Consider the following 20,756-nt stretch of genomic DNA (forward strand, 5'->3'; position numbering starts at 1 on the left):
CCCGTGTCGTCCTAAGACCGCAGGACTTCACGCATCGCCTCGACCATGATCTCCTCGTCGGGCAGAACGCGATCCTGATCGCCGTGGTGGAAGATCCGGATCTGACGGACGGCCTGGTGCAGCAGCATCCCGAGCCCCGAGATCGATCGGCCGGGCCATCGCGCCGCGAGGACCGAGGGCCACGGGGCGTAGGCGACGTCGAAGAGCACGCCGCCGTCCTCGACGAGCGGCTCGACCACGGCCTCGTCGAGCGACGTCCCGCCGGGCAGGGTGGCGATCGTCAGGTCGACGGGCTCGACGGGCGCGTCGAACGTCTGCACCGAGCCGGTGAGTCCCAGACGCACGGCGAGGCCCATAAGCCCTTCAGCACGGCGCGGGCGTCGTGCGCGCACGTCGACCCGGCGCGCGCCCATCTCGGCGACAGCCACGAGAGCGGATGCCGCGGTCGCACCGGCTCCGAGGATCCGGATCGATTCGACGTCCGCGATGCCGTCCTCGCCGAGTGCGTCGACGATTCCGCCGACATCGGTGTTGAACCCCTGCGGTCCGTCGGCGAGCAGCAGCGTGTTCACCGCGCCGGTCAGGTCGGCGTGCCGGTCGCGGACCACGGCCGCCCGGTGCGCCTGCTCCTTCAGCGGCATCGTCAGCGAGAGGCCGCGCCAGGAGTCATCGAGGGACGCGAGAGCATCGCCGAACGCGACCTCGTCGACGCGCCGCCTGGTGTACTCCCAGTCCAGGCCCAGCGCGCGATAGGCGGCGCCGTGCAGCTGCGGGGAGCGGGAGTGCGCGATCGGATCGCCCCAGACCGCGAGATGCGACCGGGTCATCCCGCCGAGCATCCTCCGTCGGGGTTCTCCTGGCACCATTTCTCCCACTTCTCCACACCCTGCAGGTGCTCTTCGTAGGTCTCGGAGAACTGCGTCTCACCGGTGGCGAGGTTGATCGTGACGAAGTAGAGCCACGGACCGTCGGCCGGACTCATCGCCGCCTTGATGGCGGCATCGCTCGGGCTCGCGATCGGGGTCACCGGCAGCCCGACGTTGACGTAGGTGTTCCACGGGTTCGGGTCGGCCAGCGCCTCGGCCGAGCTCGACACGACACCCTCGTGCAGCGATCCGTAGCCGTACTGGGCCGTCGAGTCCATCTGCAGCTTCATGTCGATGTCGAGACGGTTCTGGATCACCCGCGAGACCTTGGCGAAGTCGGCCGTGGCGCCCTCGCGCTGGATGATGGAGGCGATCGTCAGGATGCGCTGCGCGTCTTCGGCCGGGACGCCTGCGGCGTTCAGCGACTCACGAGTGCGGTCGACCATGCGCTGGATCACCTGCTGCGCCGTGACGCCCGGGTCGAACGTGTAGACCGCGGGGAACAGCCAGCCCTCGAGGCTCTGGGCGTCGACGCCGTAGGCCGCCGGGCCGAGATCGATCGCAGCCTGGAAGTCCTCCACCGGCATGCCCAGCGACTCCGCGATCGTCGGGAGCGACGACTCGATCGTGGCACCCTCCGACACGCTCGCGGAGTTCTCCATCTTGTTCTCGGGGTTCTGAAGGGCTTCGAGCGCCGCTTCCGCGGTCATCTTCTCCTGCAGGCGATAGATGCCCGGGTAGAAGGTCACAGCGATGTTCTCGTTCACCAGGTAGTCGTAGAAAACGTCCTCGGTGCGGGTCACGCCTGCGTCGAAGAGCGCCGTCGAGACGGGTCCGCCGGTGTCGCCCTCCTCGATCGTGACGAGCACCTCGCCCGTCGCCTGGCCGGCCTCCCAGTCGGCGGGCTCGCCCCACCCCATCGCATCGCTGATCTTGTCGCCGTACGTGTTCCACGCCCACACGCCGCCGGCGACGATGCCGCCGATCACGGCGAGCACGATGATGAGGGCGACGAGGCAGCCGGTGCGGCGCTTCTTCTTCTGAGCCGCGGGCTTGTCGTGATCGCGGGAATCGTCGTGGAACAGGTCGTCGAGACTCCCGCTGCGCGGGGAGGTCTCCGTCTCGGGGTCTTCGGCGCGTGGAACTTCTGCCGCGCGCGGCGTGTCTGTGGTCGAGCCGCTCGACCGCGCACCCGGTTCTGCGGATGCTGCGGCCCCCGCGCCCGCTGTCGGAGCCGACACGGGCACGGCGCGGGTCGGAGTTCCGAGCCCCTCGTCGTGCTCGGAGGGAGTCGTCTGCGCCTCGGTCTCGCGGGTCCCGACCGACGGGTCTTCCGCCCTGGCACCGGACCGCGCTGCCGCCTCCCGCGCTGCGCGGCGCGACCCGGGAGCCGGCGGGGTGTTGTCCACCGTCGGGCTCTGCTGCATGGGGTCGGGCAGGTTCTCGAACAGGTCACCCAGGCGGGCGTCCGGATCGTGCTGGGGGGAGGCACTCTCGCGTTCGGGCATAGTCAGGGGGACTCCTCGTCGAGCGGAATCGTGGCTCCGGGCGGGTTTCCGGTGCTCTTCTCCGTGTCTATCGCCTGCTGCAGCAAGACCACGGCGGCGACCTGATCCACAATGCTACGAGAGTTCTTCTGGGTTCTGCCGGAAGATCTCAGTGCGGCGTGCGCCGTGACCGTGCTGAGCCTCTCGTCCACGAGGCGGATCGGCAGGCCGAGGCGGCCTCCGAGCTCAGCCGCGAAGTCACGGGCGTCTGCGGTGGAGGCGGTGTCGGCGCCCTGCAGATTCACGGGCAGACCCACGACCACTTCGAGGGGCTGGTGCTCTGCGACGATCTCCGCGATGCGGGCGACCGACGCCTCGTCGCGCTTCACCGTCTCGACGGGCACGGCCAGCATGCCGTCGGGATCGCACCGGGCTACGCCGACCCTGGCGCGACCGACGTCGATGCCGATGCGCACACCGCGACGGAAGCCCGTCACGCTGCCTGCAGCTCCTGGGAGACGGCCTCGAGCGCCGTGCCGAGTGCCGCAGCATCGGTGCCGCCGCCCTGGGCGACGTCGTCGCGCCCGCCTCCGCCTCCGCCGAGCACCGATGCGGCGCGCTTCGCGAGCGCACCGGCCTTGGCACCGGCAGCGCGGGCTGCATCGTTCGTGGCGACCACGACGACCGGTCGACCGTTCACCACGCCGCCGAGCGCGACGACCGCAGCGTCAGAGCCCAGCCGGTCGCGAACACCGAGGACGATGTCACGCAGGTCGTCCGCCGACGCGAGGTCGCCGAGCGAATGCGCCGCGACACGGAACGCTCCGATGCGCGATGAGGCGTCGGCGATCGCAGGGACCTGACCGGCGCGCTCCTTCGCCTCGAACTGCGCGATGCGCTTCTCCGCCGCCTTCAGGCTCGACGACAGGTCGGCGACGCGCTCGACGAGCTGATCGCGCGGCGCCTTCAACGACGCGGTGAGCTGCGACACGAGGGCGCGCTCGGCGGCGAGCTCGCGGAACGCGTCCTGGCCGACGAGCGCCTCGATTCGGCGGTTGGACGCACCGACCGACGACTCCCCCACCAGGCTCACGAGGCCGATCTCCGAGCTGCTCGAGACGTGCGTGCCCGCGCAGAGCTCGCGCGACCAGGGCCCGCCGATGTCGACCATCCGCACGACGTCGCCGTACTTCTCGCCGAACAGCGCCATCGCGCCGGCTTCCTTGGCCTCGTCCAGCGTGACGATGCGCGTGGTGACCTCGAGCGCGTCGTGGACGGCGCGGTTTGTGATCTCCTCGATCTCCGTCTTGGTGTCGGCGGAAAGCGCCTGCGACCAGGAGAAGTCGAAGCGCATGTACCCTGCTCGGTTCAGCGACCCGGCCTGCGTGGCGGTCGGTCCGAGCGTGTCGCGCAGCGCGGCGTGCACCAGGTGGGTCGCCGAGTGGGCCTGACGAGCCGCGCGCCGGTTCGCGGCGTCGACCACGGTGGTCGCCGTGTCGTCGACCGATACCGCCCCACGGGTGACCTCGACCGTGTGGCTGATGAGCCCGGGAACGGGCTTCTGCACGTCCAAGACCTCGAGCTCGTAGCCGGGACCGACGATCACTCCCTTGTCGGCCACCTGCCCGCCGGACTCCGCGTAGAGCGTCGTCTCGGCGAGCACGACCTCGGCGATCTGACCCTCCGATGCGCTGCGCACGACCTGGCCGTCGACGAGGATGCCCAGCACGCGCGAGTCGACCTCGAGCTCGGTGTACCCGTCGAAGCCCGTCTCGCCGAGGGCGCGCAGGTCGCGGTACACCGACACGTCGGCGAGCTGACGCTTGCGGTTGCGGGCATCGGCCTTGGCGCGGTCGCGCTGCTCCTTCATGAGCGAGTCGAAGGCCGCGCGGTCGACCTCGAGCCCGGCCTCCTCGGCGACCTCGAGCGTCAGGTCGATCGGGAACCCGTAGGTGTCGTGCAGCAGGAACGCCTCACGTCCGCTGAGCGCGCTGCCCCCGCCCTTCTTGGTCTCGTCGAGTGCGAGATCGAGGATGGTCGAGCCCTGCGCGAGGGTGCGCCGGAAGGTCTCCTCCTCGGCGAACGCGGCGGAGGAGAGCGTCGACCACTCGGACTCGAGCACGGGGTATGCGGTCTTCATCGCGTCGCGCGATGCCGCGAACAGCTCGGGGAACGACGGTGCGTCGACGCCCAGCAGTCGCATCGCCCGGACCGTGCGGCGCATCAGGCGGCGCAGGATGTATCCGCGCCCCTCGTTCGAGGGACGCACGCCGTCGGACAGCAGCATGAGCGAGGAACGCACGTGATCGGCGACGACGCGGAAGCGCACGTCGTCCTCGTGCACCGCCCCGTAGCGCCGACCCGAGAGCTCGACGGCGCGGTCCAGGACCGGACGCACCTGGTCGGTCTCGTACATGTTCTCGACGCCCTGCTTCAGGAACGCGACCCGCTCCAGCCCCATGCCGGTGTCGATGTTCTTCATCGGCAGCTCGCCGACGATGTCGAACTCCGTCTTGCCGCGGATGTTCTCGATGAAGTCCTGCATGAACACGAGGTTCCAGATCTCCAGGAACCGGGTGTCGTCGGCCGCGGGTCCGCCGTCCTCGCCGTAGGAGGGACCGCGGTCGAAGAAGATCTCGCTGTCGGGGCCACCCGGACCAGGCTGACCGGTGTTCCAGTAGTTGTCTGCACGGCCGAGGCGCTGGATGCGCTCGGGCTTGAGGCCGATGATGTCACGCCAGATGGACTCCGCCTCGTCGTCGGTCTCATAGACGGTGACCCAGAGGTCCTTCTCGTCGAAGCCGAGGCCGCCGTCGGACTCGGAGCCGGTCAGCAGCTCCCAGGCGTAGCGGATCGCGCCCTCCTTGAAGTAGTCGCCGAACGACCAGTTGCCGAGCATCTGGAAGAAGGTGCCGTGCCGCGCGGTGCGCCCGACCTCCTCGATGTCGTTGGTGCGGATGCACTTCTGAAGGTCGGCGATGCGCGGGTGCGGCGCGGGGACGACGCCCGTGAGATACGGGATCATCGGCACCATGCCCGCCACGGTGAACAGCAGCGAGGGGTCATCGCTGACGAGCGACGAGGACGGGACGATGAGGTGGTCGTTCTTCTCGAAGTAGTCGAGGTAGCGCTGCGCGATCTCCGCAGTGTTCATGGGTGTGCCGGGTGTCCTTGCGTACGGGATGGGGAATGCGGGCAGGCGGATGGCGCGTCGAGGCGCCGCCCGCTCAGTCGTCTGCGGGGTCGGTGAGTCGCGCCTGCTGCTCGCGGTAGGCGTCGCCGATGATCGTCGTGAACTCGTTGATCCGGGCGTCGACCTCGGCGAGGATGTCGTGTCCGCGGGGGTCCTTGTTCATGAAATGCGCCGCGACGAAACCGCCGATCACGCCGATCAGGAACCACAGCACGTTCTTCATGTCGTCATCCTCGTGTCAGACCCGCGGAGGCGCGGTCTCTCCATCGTATGCGGAAACGGCAGAAGGCGCCGGGTGACCCCGACGCCTTCTGCGGTGTTGCTGAGCCTGTCAGCGGATCAGCGAGCTGCGTAGTACTCGACGACGAGCTGCACTTCACAGGTCACGGGGACCTCGGCGCGCTTCGGGCGACGGACCAGGCGAGCCTGGAGCTTGTCGAGCTCGACCTCGAGGTAGCCCGGAACGGGAGGCAGGACCTCGGCGTGACCGCCGGCGGCTGCGACCTGGAAGGGCTCGGTGCCCTCGCTCTTGGCCTTGACGTGGATGAGCTGACCCGGCTTCACGCGGAACGACGGGCGGTCGACGAGCTGGCCGTCGACGAGGATGTGACGGTGCACGACGAGCTGGCGTGCCTGCGCGGTGGTGCGGGCGAAGCCCGAACGCAGCACGAGGGCGTCGAGACGCATCTCGAGGAGCTCGACGAGGTTCTCACCGGTCAGGCCGTCCTGGCGACGGGCCTCGTTGAAGGTGTTGCGCATCTGCTTCTCGCGGATGCCGTACTGCTCGCGCAGACGCTGCTTCTCGCGCAGACGGACGGCGTAGTCGCTGTCCGCCTTGCGCTTGGTGCGGCCATGCTCGCCGGGAGCGTAGGGACGCTTCTCGAGGTAGCGGGCGGCCTTCGGGGTGAGCGCCACGCCGAGGGCGCGGCTGAGACGGACCTTGCGGCGGTCCTGGGACTTCGTGGTCACGAAGCTGTCCTTCCGATGACGCGGTCGCGGCTTTCGCGACTCGCGGACGTATCGCCGCGTTCTGCCTCGGAGCGCACGCCGGGGCGCCGTCGAGGTGGGGTGTGAACGAGGAGATGCCCGAAAACTCGGTTTCGAGCCGCTCGATCTTATCAGATGCGGCTCAACGCCCGTCGAGGATGCGGCGGATGCGCTCGAGACGGGCCGAGATGTCGCGCTCCGCACCGAGGTTCTTCGGCTCGTAGTATCGACGACCCCTCAGCTCGTCGGGCAGGTACTGCTGCGGGAGGATGCCGAACTCGCTGTCGTGCGGGTACACGTAGCCCCGGCCGTGACCGAGGCGCTTCGCGCCCGGATAGTGTGCGTCGCGGAGGTGCAGCGGCACACGACCGAAGCCGCCGGCGCGGATGTCGGCGATCGCGGCGTCGATGCCCGTGTAGGCGGCGTTCGACTTGGCGGTCGTCGCGAGGTACACCGTGGCCTCCGCCAAGGGGATGCGTCCCTCCGGCATTCCGATGAACGCGACGGCATCGGCTGCCGCGACCGCGATCGAGAGAGCCTGGGGGTCGGCGAGACCAACGTCCTCCGACGCCGAGATCACGAGCCGTCGGGCGATGAACCGAGGATCCTCCCCCGCCTCGATCATCCGTGCGAGGTAGTGCAGCGCGGCATCCGGGTCGGAGCCGCGGATCGACTTGATGAACGCGCTGATGACGTCGTAGTGCTCGTCGCCCTGGCGGTCGTACCGGAGCAGGGCCTTGTCGACGGCCTGTGCGACATCGTCCGCCGTGACGGCCGGAGGCACGGCATCCTTCTCTGCGCCGCGCTCGTCCGAGTCCGCTGCGTCGCTCGCATGCGAGAGCGCGACCGCTGCGGCCGCCTCGAGACCCGTCAGCGCTCGGCGTGCGTCACCGGAGGCGAGACGGATGAGGGCCGAGCGCGCGTCGTCGCCGAGGGAGACGGCGCCGTTGAGTCCTCGCGCATCGGCGATGGCCCGATCAACGAGCACGCCGATGTCGTCGTCGGTGAGCGGCTGAAGGGTCAGCAGCAGCGAGCGGGACAGGAGCGGAGAGATGACGGAGAACGACGGGTTCTCGGTGGTCGCCGCGATGAGGATGACCCAGCCGTTCTCGACGCCGGGGAGAAGGGCGTCCTGCTGCGCCTTCGTGAACCGGTGGATCTCATCGAGGAAGAGGATGGTGGTCTGGCCGTACAGATCGCGCTGGGTGATCGCCTCCTGCATCACCTCGCGCACGTCCTTCACGCCGGCGGTGATCGCCGAGAGCTCGACGAAGCGGCGCCCGGACGAGCGGGCGATGGCTTGCGCCAGAGTCGTCTTGCCCGTGCCAGGCGGCCCCCAGAGGATGATCGACACCGCGCCGGGCGACGAGGCGGCCGGGTCGGCCAGCGCCACGATCGGCGAGCCGGCACGCAGGAGATGCTTCTGACCTGCGACCTCGTCGAGGGATACCGGACGCATCCGCACGGCGAGAGGCGTCTGCCCGGAGAGCAGAGCGGCGGCGGAGGTCATCGTCCCAGGCTAACGCGGGCCGCCGACACCGGTCACCGGCTCGAGGCGACCGCGCGGCGACGATAGGCTCTCAGGCGACGTGCCATCGCGCGTCGGAGAGGGAGTGGGGCATGGCCGCACGCGGGTCCAGGAATGCACAGCGCGCACGCACCGAGGCGGAGCGCGCTCGTCTGCACAACGCGCGACGCGACTGGCACGAGCGTCAGATCGCTCGACGGGCGCGTGACAACGTGATCGCCGTCACCGTCGGCCTGGTCATCGTGGGCGGAGCCGTGGTGAGCCAGGTCGTGCATGCCCAGGTGACCGCGCCGGAGCCGACCCCGACCCCCAGCCCCACTGTCGAGCCGAGCGTGGATCCCGGCGAGCAGATCCTGCCGAGCGAGACCCCCGCGCCCGACCCGGTTCCCTCGGAGACCCCGGGCGGGTGAATCCGGTCTCGCCGCACGCGCGGACGCCGCGCGTACTAGGCTGAGGCTCGTCCTTTCCGCCTCCCGCGGTACGACCGCGCAAGGAGAAACACGTGTCTGCCAACGAGCCCGCGAAGCCGACTCCCCCCGTTCCCGCTCCCCCGGCGAAGCCCATGCCGCGGAAGCTGCCGACGCCGGCTGCCGCCGCCCCGATCACCGCCGCGATTCCGACGCCGTCGACCGACGCCGCCGACTGGGGTCGGGTCGCCGAAGACGGCACGGTGGAGGTCCGCGAAGGCGAGACCTGGCGCGTCGTCGGGCAGTACCCCGACGGCACACCGGATGAGGCTCTCGCCTACTTCGTCCGCAAGTACGACGACATCGCGTTCAAGGTCGTCGCGCTGGAGCAGCGCCACCAGGCCGGTGGCGCTGCAGCCGCCGACCTCGTCAAGCAGGCGAACCACCTCATCGAGGAGGCGACGGATGCCGCGGCCGTCGGCGACCTCGCGGGTTTGCGAGACCGGCTCACCGCACTGACATCCTCCCTGTCGGAGGCGACGGCGCAGGAGGCCCAGCAGGCGAAGGAGCTCGTCGAGAAGGCCGTCGCCGAGCGCACCGCCCTCGTGGAGCGCGCAGAGGCCATCGCCGCCCGCGACCTCTCCAAGGTGCAGTGGAAGCAGGTCACCGCCGAGCTCAACGAGCTGTTCGAGACGTGGCAGGCCCAGCAGCAGTCCGGTCCCCGCCTGTCGAAGGGCATCTCCCAGCAGCTCTGGAAGCGATTCCGCGACGCCCGATCGACCGTCGACAAGGCGCGCCGTGCGTTCTACTCGGAGCTCGACGACGCGCACAAGACAGCCCGCGATGCGAAGACCCGTCTGGTCGAGCGCGCTGAGGCCCTGGCGCCGCGGGGCGTCGACGGCATCCCGGCGTACCGCACCCTCCTCGACGAGTGGAAGAACGCGGGCCGAGCCGGACGCAAGGCCGACGATGCACTCTGGGCACGATTCAAGGCGGCCGGCGACGCGCTGTACGCCGCTCGCGCCGAGCAGGCGGCGGCTGAGGAGGCCGACTCCGCGCCGAAGATCGAAGCCCGACAGGCGCTCCTCGAAGAAGCCAAGGCCGTCGCGGACGAGCGCGACATCAAGCGTGCCCGCGCGCTTCTCACCCGCATCCAGCGCCAGTGGGACGAGGTCGGCCGCATCTTCCCGCGAGACAAGGAGCGCGCGCTCGACGACCGCCTGCGTGTGATCGAGCAGGCGCTCAAGGCGCGCGAGGACGTCGACTGGAAGAAGAACAACCCGGAGACGAAGGCGCGCGCGAACGACATGAGCTCGCAGCTGCTCGACGCGATCGAGAAGCTCGAGTCCGAGCTCGCCGCCGCCGAGAAGTCCGGCGACAAGAAGGCCGTCGACGCGGCGTCCGAGGCTCTCGAAGCACGTCGCGCCTGGCTCAACGCCCTCGGCGGCTGATCTCTCCACAGATCCGACCGCACGCACGGATGGGCGGGATGCGCTGCGCCACACTGGCGTGATGCATCCCGCTCTCCTGTATCTGCCGGGAGGCCGTCTCACCCTCCCCGAGCTGTCGGCCGCCCGACTCGACGGTCACGTCATCGAGCTCGGCGAAGGGTACGTGCCGGCAGACCTCGTTGAGTCGCCGCCGGCACGGGCCGCCGCCATCGCCGAGATCGTTCCCGCGAACACCGCCGCCTGCGGTCCGTCCGCTGCCTGGGTGCACGGAGCGGGCGACCAGCCACCTGCGCGCCACCACGTGCGACGCGCTGTCCCTCACCGACTGCGCGTCGTTCTGCCGCCGCGGGTCGTTCTGCACGACACAGCGCTTCCGGATGATGACGTCGTGACGCTCGGCGGCATCCTCGTCATGACTCCGGTTCGCACCATGGTCGACCTGGCGCTCGGCTTGCACAGGGACCCGACGCGACGCCCGTGGATCGATCTGCTCGCCGACGCGGATCCTGACCTGCTCGACGACGCCGCATCAGCGATCGACGACATGCACCGAATGCCCGGCGCCCGGGTGGCGCGGGCCGCGCTGGAGCGCGCGATTCTCAGGACGAGGTGACGCGGTACACGTCGTACACCGCGTCGATGCGCCGCACCGCGTTCAGAACGCGATCGAGGTGCACCGCGTCGCCCATCTCGAACACGAAGCGGCTGAGAGCCAGACGCTCGTCGGTCGTGCTGACGGTGGCCGAGAGGATGTTCACGTGGTGCTCGCTGAGGACGCGTGTGACGTCGGAGAGGAGCCCTGAGCGGTCGAGCGCCTCGACCTGGATCTGCACGCGGAACACGCTCTTGGTCGTGGGGGCCCACGAGACGTCGACGAACCGGTCCTCTTCGCTCGACAGCGCCTTCACGTTGACGCAGTCGGCGCGGTGCACCGAGACGCCGCTGCCGCGCGTGACGAACCCGACGATGTCGTCGCCGGGCACCGGCGTGCAGCACTTGGCGAGCTTCACGAGGATGTCGGCGGCGCCGCGGACCAGCACACCGGAATCGCCCGCACGCGGCTCGCGCGAGGGCATCGTGCCCGGCAGATCGATCGGCCCGGTCGCCGGGTCGTCGGTCGCGACGAGGGCGGTGACCTTCTCGAGCACCGACTGCGTGGAGACGTGCCCCTCGCCGACGGCGGCGTAGAGCCCCGAGACGTCTTCATAGTGCAGCTGGTGCGCGACCTCGGCGAACGAGTCCTGGTTCATGAGCCGCTGGAGCGGCAGGTTCTGTCGACGCATCGCCCGGGCGATGGCCTCCTTGCCCTGCTCGATCGCCTCTTCGCGGCGCTCCTTGGTGAACCAGCCGCGGATCTTGTTCCGGGCGCGAGTGCTCTTGACGAAACCGAGCCAGTCCTGGCTGGGGCCCGCATCGGGGTTCTTCGACGTGAAGACCTCGACCACGTCGCCGCTCTTGAGCTCAGACTCGAGCGGCACCAGGCGTCCGTTGACCTTCGACCCCATCGTGCGGTGGCCGATCTCGGTGTGGACGGCGTACGCGAAGTCGACCGGGGTCGCACCCGCCGGCAGGCCGATGACGCGGCCCTTCGGGGTGAAGACGTAGACCTCCTTCGCGCCGATCTCAAAGCGCAGCGAGTCGAGGAACTCCCCCGGGTCGGCGGTCTCGGCCTGCCAGTCGGAGATGTGCGCAAGCCACGCCATGTCGCGGTCGGCCGCGCGGACCTCGGCCTTGCCGCCGTTCATCCGCTCCTTGTACATCCAGTGCGCCGCGACACCGTACTCCGCCTGCTGGTGCATCTCGTGCGTGCGGATCTGGATCTCGACCGTGCGGCCGGACGGTCCGATCACAGTCGTGTGCAGCGACTGGTACAGGTTGAATTTCGGTGTAGCGATGTAGTCCTTGAACCGCCCGGGCAGGGGCGTCCACCGTGCGTGAATGGCCCCGAGCACCGCGTAGCAGTCACGGACGGACGAGACGAGCACGCGGATGCCGATGAGATCGTAGATGTCGTCGAACTCGCGGCCGCGCACCACCATCTTCTGGTACACGGAGTAGAGCTGCTTCGGACGCCCGACCACCTTGCCGCGGATGCGCAGGTCGCGCAGGTCCTCGTCGATCTCCTCGACGACCTGGCCGAGGTACTTCTCGCGCTGAGGGGTGCGCTGGGCGATGAGGTTGTGGATCTCGTTGTAGATCTTCGGATGCAGCACCGCGAAGGACAGATCCTCGAGCTCGGACTTGATGGCCTGGATGCCGAGTCGATTCGCCAGCGGAGCGTAGATCTCGAGCGTCTCCTTGGCCTTCTTCGCGGCCTTCTCCGGCGGCACGAAGCCCCACGTGCGGGCGTTGTGCAGACGGTCGGCGAGCTTGATCAGGAGGACCCTGATGTCCTTCGACATCGCGACGATCATCTTGCGGACCGTCTCGGCCTGTGCGCTCTCGCCGTACTTGACCTTGTCGAGCTTCGTGACCCCGTCAACGAGCATCGCGACCTCGTCGCCGAACTCGGCGGTGAGGTCGGTCAGCGCGTAGCCGGTGTCCTCGACCGTGTCGTGCAGCAGGGCAGCGGCGATCGCTCGCGGTCCGAGCCCCATCTCGCCGAGGATCTGCGCGACGGCGAGCGGGTGCGTGATGTACGGCTCGCCGCTCTGCCGCTTCTGGCCCTCGTGCTTCTCCTTGGCGACCGCGTAGGCCCGCTCGATGACCGCGAGGTCGCCCTTGGGGTGATTCGCCCTGACGGTGCGGATCAGGTTGTCGAGGTCGTTGACCCGGGGCGCGCGGGAGAAGATGCGGGGAACCAGTCGCCTCAGGCTCGATCCCTGCGACGTCGTCTGCGGTTCCGCCATCCGCTCACCTCCCCAATCAGAACAGCTTACGCGTGCTCAGCGGGGTGCGGCCCCGCCGAGCGGGACGATCAGACCTCGACGGCCGCGCGCTCGCGCGACTCGCGCACTCGGGCGTCGCGGGCCTTGATCTGCGGCTCGTTCTCGCGGAACAGCGAGTACAGGGGCGCGGCGACGAAGAGCGTCGAATACGTCGCGACGAGGATGCCGACGAAGATCGACAGCGAGATGTCCGTGAGCGTCTCGGCGCCGAGCCAGAACGATCCGATGAAGAGGATCGCCCCCACGGGCAGAGCGGCCACGACGGAGGTGTTGATCGACCGCACGAGCGTCTGGTTGACGGCGAGGTTGACCGATTCGCCGAAGAGGCGAGCGGACTTCTCCCCGTCCTCGGTGGTGTTCTCGCGGATCTTGTCGAAGACGACCGTGGTGTCGTACAGGGAGTACGCGAGGATCGTCAGGAAGCCGATCACGGCGGCCGGCGAGATCTCGAAGCCGGCCAGCGCGTAGACGCCGACCGTGATGACGAGCACGTCGAGCAGGCCGAGGATGGCGGCCGCTGACATCTTCCACGTGCGGAAGTAGATCGCCAGGATGAGGAAGGTCAGCGCGAGGAAGATCGCGAGGCCCCACAGCGACTGCTTGGTGACGTTCTCGCCCCAGGCAGGGCCGATGAAGGACGAGGTGACCGCGTCGCCGTCGACCTTGTACGCGTCGGCCAGGGCCGCGGAGACCTGCTGGGTCTCGGCCGCGCTCATCTGGTCGGTCTGGACGCGGATGTCCGAGCCGTTGACGACGACGACCTTGGTGGCCGCCTCGGGAACGACGGACTGCACGGCATCCGTCGCGGTCTGCTGGTCGGTCGTGTCCGGCGCCTGCACCGTGAACTGCGATCCGCCGGTGAACTCGATCGAGAACTGGATCGGACGGATCAGCGGGACGAGGGCCGAGCCCACGACGAGGGCGATCGCGATGATGAACCACAGGCGACGCTTGCCGACGAAGGGGAAGGAGGTCTTGCCCGTGTAGAGGTTGTTTCCGAACTCGTTCATGGAAGCCATCACGCGTCCCCCTCACTTCCGGTGCTGGTGCGTTTGTCACCGGCGAGTGCTTCGGCGCGCTTGCGCTCTGCGATCGTCTGACGGCGGTCGGCCTCTCCGCGCGAGCGGGCGTTCCTGGCGTTGCGCCCGGTCGACGTCGCCGCGACCTCGCGGAACTGCGAACGGCTGCGGTACACCGCGCCGAGGGATTCGGGGTCGAGTCCGGACAGCTTGTGGCCGCCGCCGAAGAACTTCGTGCGCGCCAGGATCTGCATGACCGGATGCGTGAAGATGACGAAGATCAGCACGTCGATGACGGTCGTGAGTCCGAGCGTGAAGGCGAATCCCTTCACCGTGGCGTCGGCGAGGATGTAGAGCACCACGGCCGCGAGGACGTTGATCGACTTCGAGATGTAGATCGTGCGCTTCGCTCGACCCCACCCGTCTTCGACGGCCGCGGTGATCGACTTGCCGTCGCGCAGCTCATCTCGAATGCGCTCGAAGTAGACGATGAACGAGTCGGCCGTGAAACCGATCGACACGATAAGACCGGCGACACCGGCGAGCGAGAGCCGGAATCCGAGTCGCCAGGCCAGGATGCAGATGACGATGTACGTCAGGACGGCCATCACCGCGATCGACGCGATGATCACCGTGCCGAGAGCGCGATACGAGAACAGCGAGTAGAGCGCGACGAGAGCGAGACCGATGAGTCCGGCGATCAGACCGATCTGCAGCTGCTGCGTGCCGAGCGTCGCCGACACCGTGTCGGAGCTCTGCACCTCGAAGCTGAGCGGCAGCGCTCCGAACTTGAGCTGATCGGCGAGCGTGGTGGCGGTCTCCTGCGTGAAGCTTCCTGAGATGCTCGGACGACCGTCGAGGATCTGACCGTTCATGACCGGCGCGCTGATGACGGAGCCGTCGAGCACGAACGCGAACTGGTCGCGCGGCGAGAGGTTGGCGATGCGGTTCTGGTTGAGACGCGTGCTCACCTTGCCGAACGCGTCGGTCCCGTCGGCGTTCATCGTGAGCTGCACGATCCACGCACCGGAGCGCGGGTCGCGGCCCGCCGTGGCGTCTGTGATCGCGGTGCCGGTCAGCTCGGTCGGGCCGAGGATGTACTTCGCCTGACCCGTCGGATCGCATGCGATGAGCGGCTGATCGGCAGGCTCGCGGGACGGGTCGTTGTCGGGGTTGGAGCAGTCGTAGGCCTGGAACTCCGCGGCCAGCTTCTCGCTCACCCAAGACAGGTCGCTCGGGTCCGTGGGCTCGGCCGTCGGGGTGTCGCTCAGCGAGTCATCGGGCGTCGGGTACGGCGTCTCGGCACCGTCTTCGCCGATGAAGGTGTTCGTGCCCGCGGTCGTCGCGAGGACGGGCCGGAACTGCAGCTGAGCACTGGACTGGATCCGCTCGCGTGTCTGGTCGTCGGCCGCGCCGGGGATCTGCACCACGATGTTGCGGCCGCCCTCGGTGGTGATGTCAGCCTCGGCGACGCCGGAGGCATCGACACGCTGGCGGATGATCGCCGCGGCCTGGTCGAGCTGCTCCGATGACGGGTCAGCACCGTCCTCGGTCTCGGCACTCAGGATGATCTGGGTTCCGCCCTGGAGGTCGAGCGCGAGCTCAGGGGCCCACGAGCTCTTCTGGAAGCCGTAGACGCCGATCGCGTTGATGCCGAACAGGACGCCCGTCACCAGGAGCAGTCCGAGGAGGACGCGCCAGGCGTGACGGACCGGGGAGGAAGTGGCCACGTGTGATCAGCTTTCTGAGATGCCGGAGTGCCGAGTACTGCGAGCGGATGTTACTTGTCGTCGCCGTCCCGCTCGAGACGACGGCGCGTCTCCTCGGGGGTCTCGACGACGGGGGCGTCCTCGACGACCGGGGTCTCCTCGACCACGACGGGCGCCTCGTCGGCCACGACCTCGACGCCGTCGGTCAGATCCTTCGGCTCGACGATGCGGAGGATGGCCTGGCTGTGCACCTCGATGACCGTGCCGGGTGCGATCTCGACGAGGGCGGGCGAGTCGAGGTCGTCGTGGTCGTAGGCCACGATGGTGCCGTAGATGCCGCCCTGGAGGAGCACCTTCACGCCGGGGACCGTCTTGGCCGCCTTCTCCTCCTGCTCCGCCTTCATCTGCTTCTGACGGCGACGTCCGTTCACGAACATGAAGACGACGAGGACGGCGAGGAGGCCGAAGAGGAGGATTTCCATGGGCATGAGGGCAAGCGCCTTTCTCAGGTGCACGCACCAGCCATGGGCGCACAGGTCTATCGGGGGAAGTCTTCAGCGATTATAGGTCATCGAGGCGAAGCAGCCCGTCCGGGTGAGCCACTCCGAGGTGCGTGTACGCCTCCGGCATCGCCACGCGCCCACGGGGCGTGCGACCGAGGAAGCCTATCCGCACGAGATAGGGCTCCACGACGCTTTCGACGGTCTCGGCTTCTTCCCCGACGGCGACGGCGAGGGTACTGAGTCCGACCGGGCCTCCGCGGAAGCGCCGCACCAGAGTCTCGAGCACGGCACGGTCGAGACGGTCGAGCCCGATGGGGTCGACGTCGTACAGCTCCAGCGCGGCACGCACATCGGCGAGTGAGGCCGCGCCTCCCCCGTGCACGAGAGCGTAATCGCGCACGCGGCGCAGGAGCCTGTTCGCGATTCGAGGCGTACCGCGCGAGCGGCGTGCGATCTCGGCGAGCGAGTCGCCGGGCAGATCGACGCCGAGCACCAGTGCCGACCGTGCGATCACCTGTTCGAGCTCGGAGTCGTCGTAGAACTCCAGGTGCCCCGTGAAGCCGAAGCGGTCGCGCAGCGGGTTCGGCAGCAGCCCCGACCTCGTCGTCGCGCCGACGAGCGTGAACGGTGCGAGATCGAGGGGGATGCTCGTCGCTCCAGCGCCCTTGCCGACCATGATGTCGATCCGGAAGTCCTCCATCGCGAGGTACAGCATCTCCTCCGCAGAGCGAGCCATGCGGTGGATCTCGTCGATGAAGAGGACTTCGCCCGGAACGAGGCTCGACAGCAGCGCAGCGAGGTCGCCCGCGTGCTGGATCGCCGGGCCGCTGGAGAGACGCAGCGGCCTTTCGCTCTCGTGTGCCACGATCATCGCGAGCGTCGTCTTGCCGAGGCCGGGAGGGCCGGCGAGGAGGATGTGATCGGGCGGGCGACTCTGGATGCGAGCTGCGTCGAGCAGGAGCTGCAGCTGTCCTCTGACCTTCTGCTGACCGACGAAGTCGCCGAGGCTGGTCGGTCGCAGCGCTCCCTCGATCGCGAGCTCGGTCTCGTCGACCGGCTCCGCTGCGTCCCTCCCGTCAGACACGCGCCGGTCCCAACAGCGCGAGCGTGCGCCGCAGCAGCGGGGCGACGGCGGCGCGTTCGGCCTCCGACGCCTCCTCCGCCGTCTGCGCTGCCGCCTCGGCCGCCACCTTCTCCGACCACCCGAGCCCGACGAGCGCGGCGGTGACCTGGGCGACGACATCCGAACCCGTCCCAGCCGCGGGCTTCGACGCAGGACCGGTGGGGTGCACCTTGCCGGCGAGCTGCACGACGATGAGCTTGGCAGTCTTCGGACCGATGCCCGAGACGCGTCGGAACGGGGCGTCGTCCTCCGCCGTCACGGCCTCGGCGATCTGATCGACCGTCAGGTGCGAGAGCACGCCCAGGGCGGACTTCGGGCCGACGCCCGTGACGCTGATGAGCAGGCCGAAGATCTCGAGCTCGTCGCGCTCCGCGAACCCGTACAGGGACAGCGCGTCCTCGCGGACGATCAGGCTCGTGTGCAGCTGCAGTCGCTCCCCCACGGTCGCCGTGTGCGCGACATCGGCGGGCACCGCCACCGAGAAGCCGACGCCTCCGACGTCCACGACGACGTGATCGGACGACGTGTGCAGCACGGTTCCGTGCAGGGAGGAGATCATCCCACCAGCCTAGACGCGGGATCGTACGTATGTTCGAGCGACACGCTCGGCATCCGCCCAGGCCCGCTGGGCCGGCGTGAGCGCATCGCGGCCGGGAGCGGACGCCGCGCCACGGCGCCATGCGTGACATAGCGCGATCGCGAGAGCATCGGCCGCATCGGCCGGTTGCGGAGGCGCGTCGAGACGCAGGATGCGGGCGATCATGGCCTGGACCTGCTTCTTGTCGGCGGAGCCGTAGCCGGTCACTGCCGCCTTCACCTCACTCGGGGTATGGGTGGCCGCCGGAAGGCCGGCCTCGGCGGCGAGCAGCAACGCGACTCCGCTCGCCTGGGCCGTGCCCATCACCGTGTGGGTGTTCTGTTGCGCGAAGACGCGCTCGACCGCCACCGCGTCCGGTCGATGCGCGGCGAGCACCTCGCGGATGCCGGAGGCGACCGCCGCCAGACGCTCCCCGATCGGCGCATCGGGCGACGAGCGGATGACCCCCACGTGCACGAGCGTCCCGCGGCGGGCACGATCGACGTCGACGACGCCGATTCCGCAGCGGGTGAGGCCCGGGTCGATGCCGAGGACGCGCAGCGAGGAGGTCACTCCCCCAGGCTATGCCGCTCCTCGTCGGACCCGGCTCCGGCGCGCCTAGTCCTCGTCGTTCTCGAGCTCGGCCTGCACCTCGGGGGTGAGGTCGAGGTTCGTGAAGACGTTCTGCACGTCCTCGCTGTCCTCGAGCGCGTCGATGAGGCGGAACACCTTGCGAGCGGTGTCGGCGTCGATCTCGACCTTGAGGTTCGGGACGAACTCCACGTCCGCCGACTCGTAGTCGATGCCGGCTTCCTGCAGAGCCGAGCGCACGGTGACGAGGTCGGTCGCCTCGGTGACGATCTCGAAGCCCTCGGCGCGGGGCTCGATCTCCTCGGCGCCCGCCTCGAGGGCCGTCATCATCACATCGTCCTCGGTGGTGCCCTCGGAGCCGACGACGATGACGCCCTTGCGGCTGAAGTTGTACGCGACGCTGCCGGGGTCCGCCAGCGTGCCGCCGTTGCGGCTGAGCGCCGTGCGCACCTCGGCTGCCGCGCGGTTTTTGTTGTCGGTCAGACACTCGATCATGAGCGCCACGCCGTTCGGTCCGTAGCCTTCGTACATGATCGAGGTGTACTCGACGGCCTCGCCGCCGATGCCGGCGCCGCGCTTCACCGCGCGGTCGATGTTGTCCTTCGGGACGGACGTCTTCTTGGCCTTCTGCACCGCGTCGAACAGCGTCGGGTTGCCGGCGAGGTCGGGGCCGCCGAGCTTGGCGGCGACCTCGATGTTCTTGATGAGCTTCGCCCACGACTTGGCACGGCGCGCGTCGATGACGGCCTTCTTGTGCTTGGTCGTGGCCCACTTGGAATGCCCGGACATAACTCTCCGCTCGTCGTATCCGCCCGGGCGCTGGGCCAGGGCGTCGTCCAGTCTATCGAACGGCGCCGCGGGATCGTTCCCGTCTCGTCTGGCGATGATCTCCGTCGCGGGGCGCCCTCCGGTCTCAGCGCGCGCGGACGACGTCGAGGAACCGCTCATGGAACCGCGTTTCGCCCGTGATCTCCGGATGGAAGCTCAAACCGAGCAGCGAGCCCTGTTCGACAGCGACGACGCGGCCGTCGTCGAGGGCGGCGAGCACGGATGCTGCGGGGCCGACGCTCTCGACGACGGGACCCCGGATGAACGCGGCGCGTACCGGGCCGCCCTCGAGCGCCGGCAGGGTGAGCTCCGCCTCGAAGGACTCGACCTGGCGGCCGAACGCATTGCGGCGCACCGTGACGTCGAGGCCGCCGAACGTCTCCTGCCCGTCGATCGCATCCACGAGCCGGTCCGCGAGCATGATGAGGCCTGCGCAGGTGCCCAGCACCGGCATTCCGTCGCGGAGAGCGGTGCGGATGGGCTCCTGCATCCCGAACAGGCGCGACAGCTTGTCGATCACGGTGGACTCGCCCCCCGGGATCACCAGGCCGTCGACCTGCGCCAGCTCCTCAGGGCGGCGCACGAGCGCGACCTCGGCGCCGAGCGCGCCGAGCAGGGCGGCATGCTCGCGCACGTCGCCCTGCAGGGCCAGGACTCCGACCCGGGGGTTACCAGCCACGCTCGGCGAGCCGGTGCGGGGCCGGGAGATCGGAGACGTTGATGCCGACCATGGCCTCGCCGAGCCCGCGCGACACCTCGGCGATGACCTTCGCGTCGTCGTAGAAGGTGGTCGCCTTGACGATCGCCTTGGCGCGCTCGGAGGGGTTTCCCGACTTGAAGATGCCCGACCCCACGAACACGCCGTCGGCACCGAGCTGCATCATCATGGCGGCATCGGCAGGCGTCGCCACGCCTCCGGCCACGAACAGCACCACAGGAAGCTTCCCGGTCTCGGCGATCTCGGCCACGAGGTCGTACGGCGCCTGCAGCTCCTTCGCGGCGACGAAGAGCTCGTCCTTCGGCAGCGCCGTCAATGCGGCGATCTCGCCGCGGATCTTCCGGATGTGCTTCATGGCCTCTGACACGTCACCGGTGCCTGCCTCGCCCTTCGAGCGGATCATGGTCGCACCCTCGTTGATGCGGCGAAGGGCCTCGCCGAGGTTCGTGGCGCCGCACACGAACGGCACCGTGAAGCCGAACTTGTCGATGTGGTTCACGTAATCCGCCGGCGACAGCACCTCCGACTCGTCGATGTAGTCGACGCCCAGCTCCTGCAGCACCTGCGCCTCGACGAAGTGGCCGATGCGCGCCTTCGCCATCACGGGGATGGAGACGGCGTCGATGATGCTGTCGATCATGTCGGGGTCGCTCATGCGGGAGACGCCACCCTGAGCCCGGATGTCGGCGGGCACGCGCTCCAGCGCCATGACGGCGACGGCTCCGGCATCCTCCGCGATCTTCGCCTGCTCGGCGGTGACGACGTCCATGATCACGCCGCCCTTCAGCATCTCGGCGAGGCCGCGCTTGACGCGCGAGGATCCGGTGGTGGTCTGTTCGGCCATGACTGACTCCTGTCGAGGTTTGATCTAGGCCAAACGA

At 69.0% G+C, this 20,756-nt stretch carries 20 protein-coding genes; 3 read left to right on the top strand and 17 right to left on the bottom strand.

Going from position 1 to position 20,756, the window contains the following annotated elements; genetic code table 11:
• Window positions 1-11: 11 nt before the first annotated feature.
• The 7 genes from AUC47_RS15735 to AUC47_RS15765 all read right to left on the bottom strand — a co-directional run bounded on the left by AUC47_RS15735 (window position 12) and on the right by AUC47_RS15765 (window position 8,043).
• The gene (locus tag AUC47_RS15735; protein WP_256999627.1) at window positions 12-827 is read right to left on the bottom strand and encodes a shikimate dehydrogenase; all 816 of its coding nucleotides are present in this window, start codon (window positions 825-827) and stop codon (window positions 12-14) included.
• The gene (gene mltG, locus AUC47_RS15740) at window positions 824-2,374 is read right to left on the bottom strand and encodes an endolytic transglycosylase MltG (RefSeq protein ID WP_096716115.1); all 1,551 of its coding nucleotides are present in this window, start codon (window positions 2,372-2,374) and stop codon (window positions 824-826) included. Before mltG ends, AUC47_RS15735 begins: the two co-directional genes overlap by 4 nt.
• A gap of 2 nt (window positions 2,375-2,376) precedes the next feature.
• Entirely contained in the window at window positions 2,377-2,850 is a 474-nt protein-coding gene (ruvX, locus tag AUC47_RS15745) for a Holliday junction resolvase RuvX (protein WP_096716116.1), read from the bottom strand.
• Complete coding sequence (gene alaS / locus AUC47_RS15750) at window positions 2,847-5,507, bottom strand: alanine--tRNA ligase (RefSeq protein ID WP_096716117.1); 2,661 nt, start codon at window positions 5,505-5,507, stop codon at window positions 2,847-2,849. Before alaS ends, ruvX begins: the two co-directional genes overlap by 4 nt.
• 73 nt (window positions 5,508-5,580) lie before the next feature.
• Entirely contained in the window at window positions 5,581-5,769 is a 189-nt protein-coding gene (locus tag AUC47_RS15755; RefSeq protein WP_096716118.1) for a hypothetical protein, read from the bottom strand.
• Window positions 5,770-5,885: 116 nt separating this feature from the next.
• Window positions 5,886-6,515 (bottom strand): 30S ribosomal protein S4, encoded by a 630-nt coding sequence (gene rpsD, locus AUC47_RS15760; RefSeq protein ID WP_096716119.1) that lies wholly within the window; start codon window positions 6,513-6,515, stop codon window positions 5,886-5,888.
• 160 nt (window positions 6,516-6,675) lie between these two features.
• Window positions 6,676-8,043 carry a replication-associated recombination protein A gene (locus AUC47_RS15765; protein WP_096716120.1) on the bottom strand — a complete coding sequence of 456 codons (1,368 nt, stop codon included), beginning with the start codon at window positions 8,041-8,043 and terminating at the stop codon, window positions 6,676-6,678.
• Between the two features lie 110 nt (window positions 8,044-8,153).
• On the opposite strand from AUC47_RS15765, the gene AUC47_RS15770 reads away from it, so the two are divergent.
• The 3 genes from AUC47_RS15770 (at window position 8,154) to AUC47_RS15780 (ending at window position 10,532) form a co-directional block, all read left to right on the top strand.
• Entirely contained in the window at window positions 8,154-8,471 is a 318-nt protein-coding gene (locus tag AUC47_RS15770; RefSeq protein ID WP_096716121.1) for a hypothetical protein, read from the top strand.
• A 92-nt stretch (window positions 8,472-8,563) separates the two neighbouring features.
• Window positions 8,564-9,919, top strand: coding sequence for a DUF349 domain-containing protein (locus tag AUC47_RS15775; protein ID WP_256999629.1), 1,356 nt, complete (start codon window positions 8,564-8,566; stop codon window positions 9,917-9,919).
• A gap of 61 nt (window positions 9,920-9,980) precedes the next feature.
• Window positions 9,981-10,532 (top strand): type IV toxin-antitoxin system AbiEi family antitoxin, encoded by a 552-nt coding sequence (locus AUC47_RS15780; RefSeq protein ID WP_096716122.1) that lies wholly within the window; start codon window positions 9,981-9,983, stop codon window positions 10,530-10,532.
• On the opposite strand, the gene AUC47_RS15785 is transcribed toward AUC47_RS15780, so the two are convergent.
• The 10 genes from AUC47_RS15785 to pdxS form a co-directional block, all read right to left on the bottom strand.
• Entirely contained in the window at window positions 10,519-12,768 is a 2,250-nt protein-coding gene (locus AUC47_RS15785) for a RelA/SpoT family protein (RefSeq protein ID WP_096716123.1), read from the bottom strand. The genes AUC47_RS15780 and AUC47_RS15785 overlap by 14 nt on opposite strands.
• A gap of 68 nt (window positions 12,769-12,836) precedes the next feature.
• The gene (gene secF, locus AUC47_RS15790; protein ID WP_096716124.1) at window positions 12,837-13,826 is read right to left on the bottom strand and encodes a protein translocase subunit SecF; all 990 of its coding nucleotides are present in this window, start codon (window positions 13,824-13,826) and stop codon (window positions 12,837-12,839) included.
• On the bottom strand, window positions 13,826-15,556 hold the full coding sequence (gene secD, locus AUC47_RS15795) for a protein translocase subunit SecD (protein WP_096716125.1): 1,731 nt from the start codon (window positions 15,554-15,556) through the stop codon (window positions 13,826-13,828). The genes secF and secD overlap by 1 nt, the downstream gene beginning before the upstream one ends.
• A gap of 50 nt (window positions 15,557-15,606) precedes the next feature.
• Window positions 15,607-16,023, bottom strand: a complete 417-nt coding sequence (locus AUC47_RS15800; RefSeq protein ID WP_256999630.1) for a preprotein translocase subunit YajC — start codon at window positions 16,021-16,023, stop codon at window positions 15,607-15,609.
• A 73-nt stretch (window positions 16,024-16,096) separates the two neighbouring features.
• Window positions 16,097-17,122, bottom strand: a complete 1,026-nt coding sequence (gene ruvB / locus AUC47_RS15805; protein WP_096716127.1) for a Holliday junction branch migration DNA helicase RuvB — start codon at window positions 17,120-17,122, stop codon at window positions 16,097-16,099.
• On the bottom strand, window positions 17,115-17,720 hold the full coding sequence (gene ruvA / locus AUC47_RS15810) for a Holliday junction branch migration protein RuvA (RefSeq protein WP_096716128.1): 606 nt from the start codon (window positions 17,718-17,720) through the stop codon (window positions 17,115-17,117). The genes ruvB and ruvA overlap by 8 nt, the downstream gene beginning before the upstream one ends.
• A gap of 9 nt (window positions 17,721-17,729) precedes the next feature.
• Complete coding sequence (gene ruvC / locus AUC47_RS15815; protein ID WP_096716129.1) at window positions 17,730-18,311, bottom strand: crossover junction endodeoxyribonuclease RuvC; 582 nt, start codon at window positions 18,309-18,311, stop codon at window positions 17,730-17,732.
• 45 nt (window positions 18,312-18,356) lie between these two features.
• Window positions 18,357-19,118, bottom strand: a complete 762-nt coding sequence (locus tag AUC47_RS15820; RefSeq protein ID WP_096716130.1) for a YebC/PmpR family DNA-binding transcriptional regulator — start codon at window positions 19,116-19,118, stop codon at window positions 18,357-18,359.
• Window positions 19,119-19,242: 124 nt separating this feature from the next.
• Window positions 19,243-19,836 carry a pyridoxal 5'-phosphate synthase glutaminase subunit PdxT gene (gene pdxT, locus AUC47_RS15825; RefSeq protein WP_179297647.1) on the bottom strand — a complete coding sequence of 198 codons (594 nt, stop codon included), beginning with the start codon at window positions 19,834-19,836 and terminating at the stop codon, window positions 19,243-19,245.
• Window positions 19,826-20,719: a pyridoxal 5'-phosphate synthase lyase subunit PdxS gene (gene pdxS, locus AUC47_RS15830; RefSeq protein WP_096716131.1), complete on the bottom strand. Its 894-nt coding sequence runs from the start codon at window positions 20,717-20,719 to the stop codon at window positions 19,826-19,828. Before pdxS ends, pdxT begins: the two co-directional genes overlap by 11 nt.
• Window positions 20,720-20,756: the final 37 nt, after the last annotated feature.

It is taken from the genome of Microbacterium sp. SZ1 (genome assembly GCF_002362255.1).
In the GTDB taxonomy this organism is placed as follows: Bacteria; Actinomycetota; Actinomycetes; order Actinomycetales; family Microbacteriaceae; genus Microbacterium.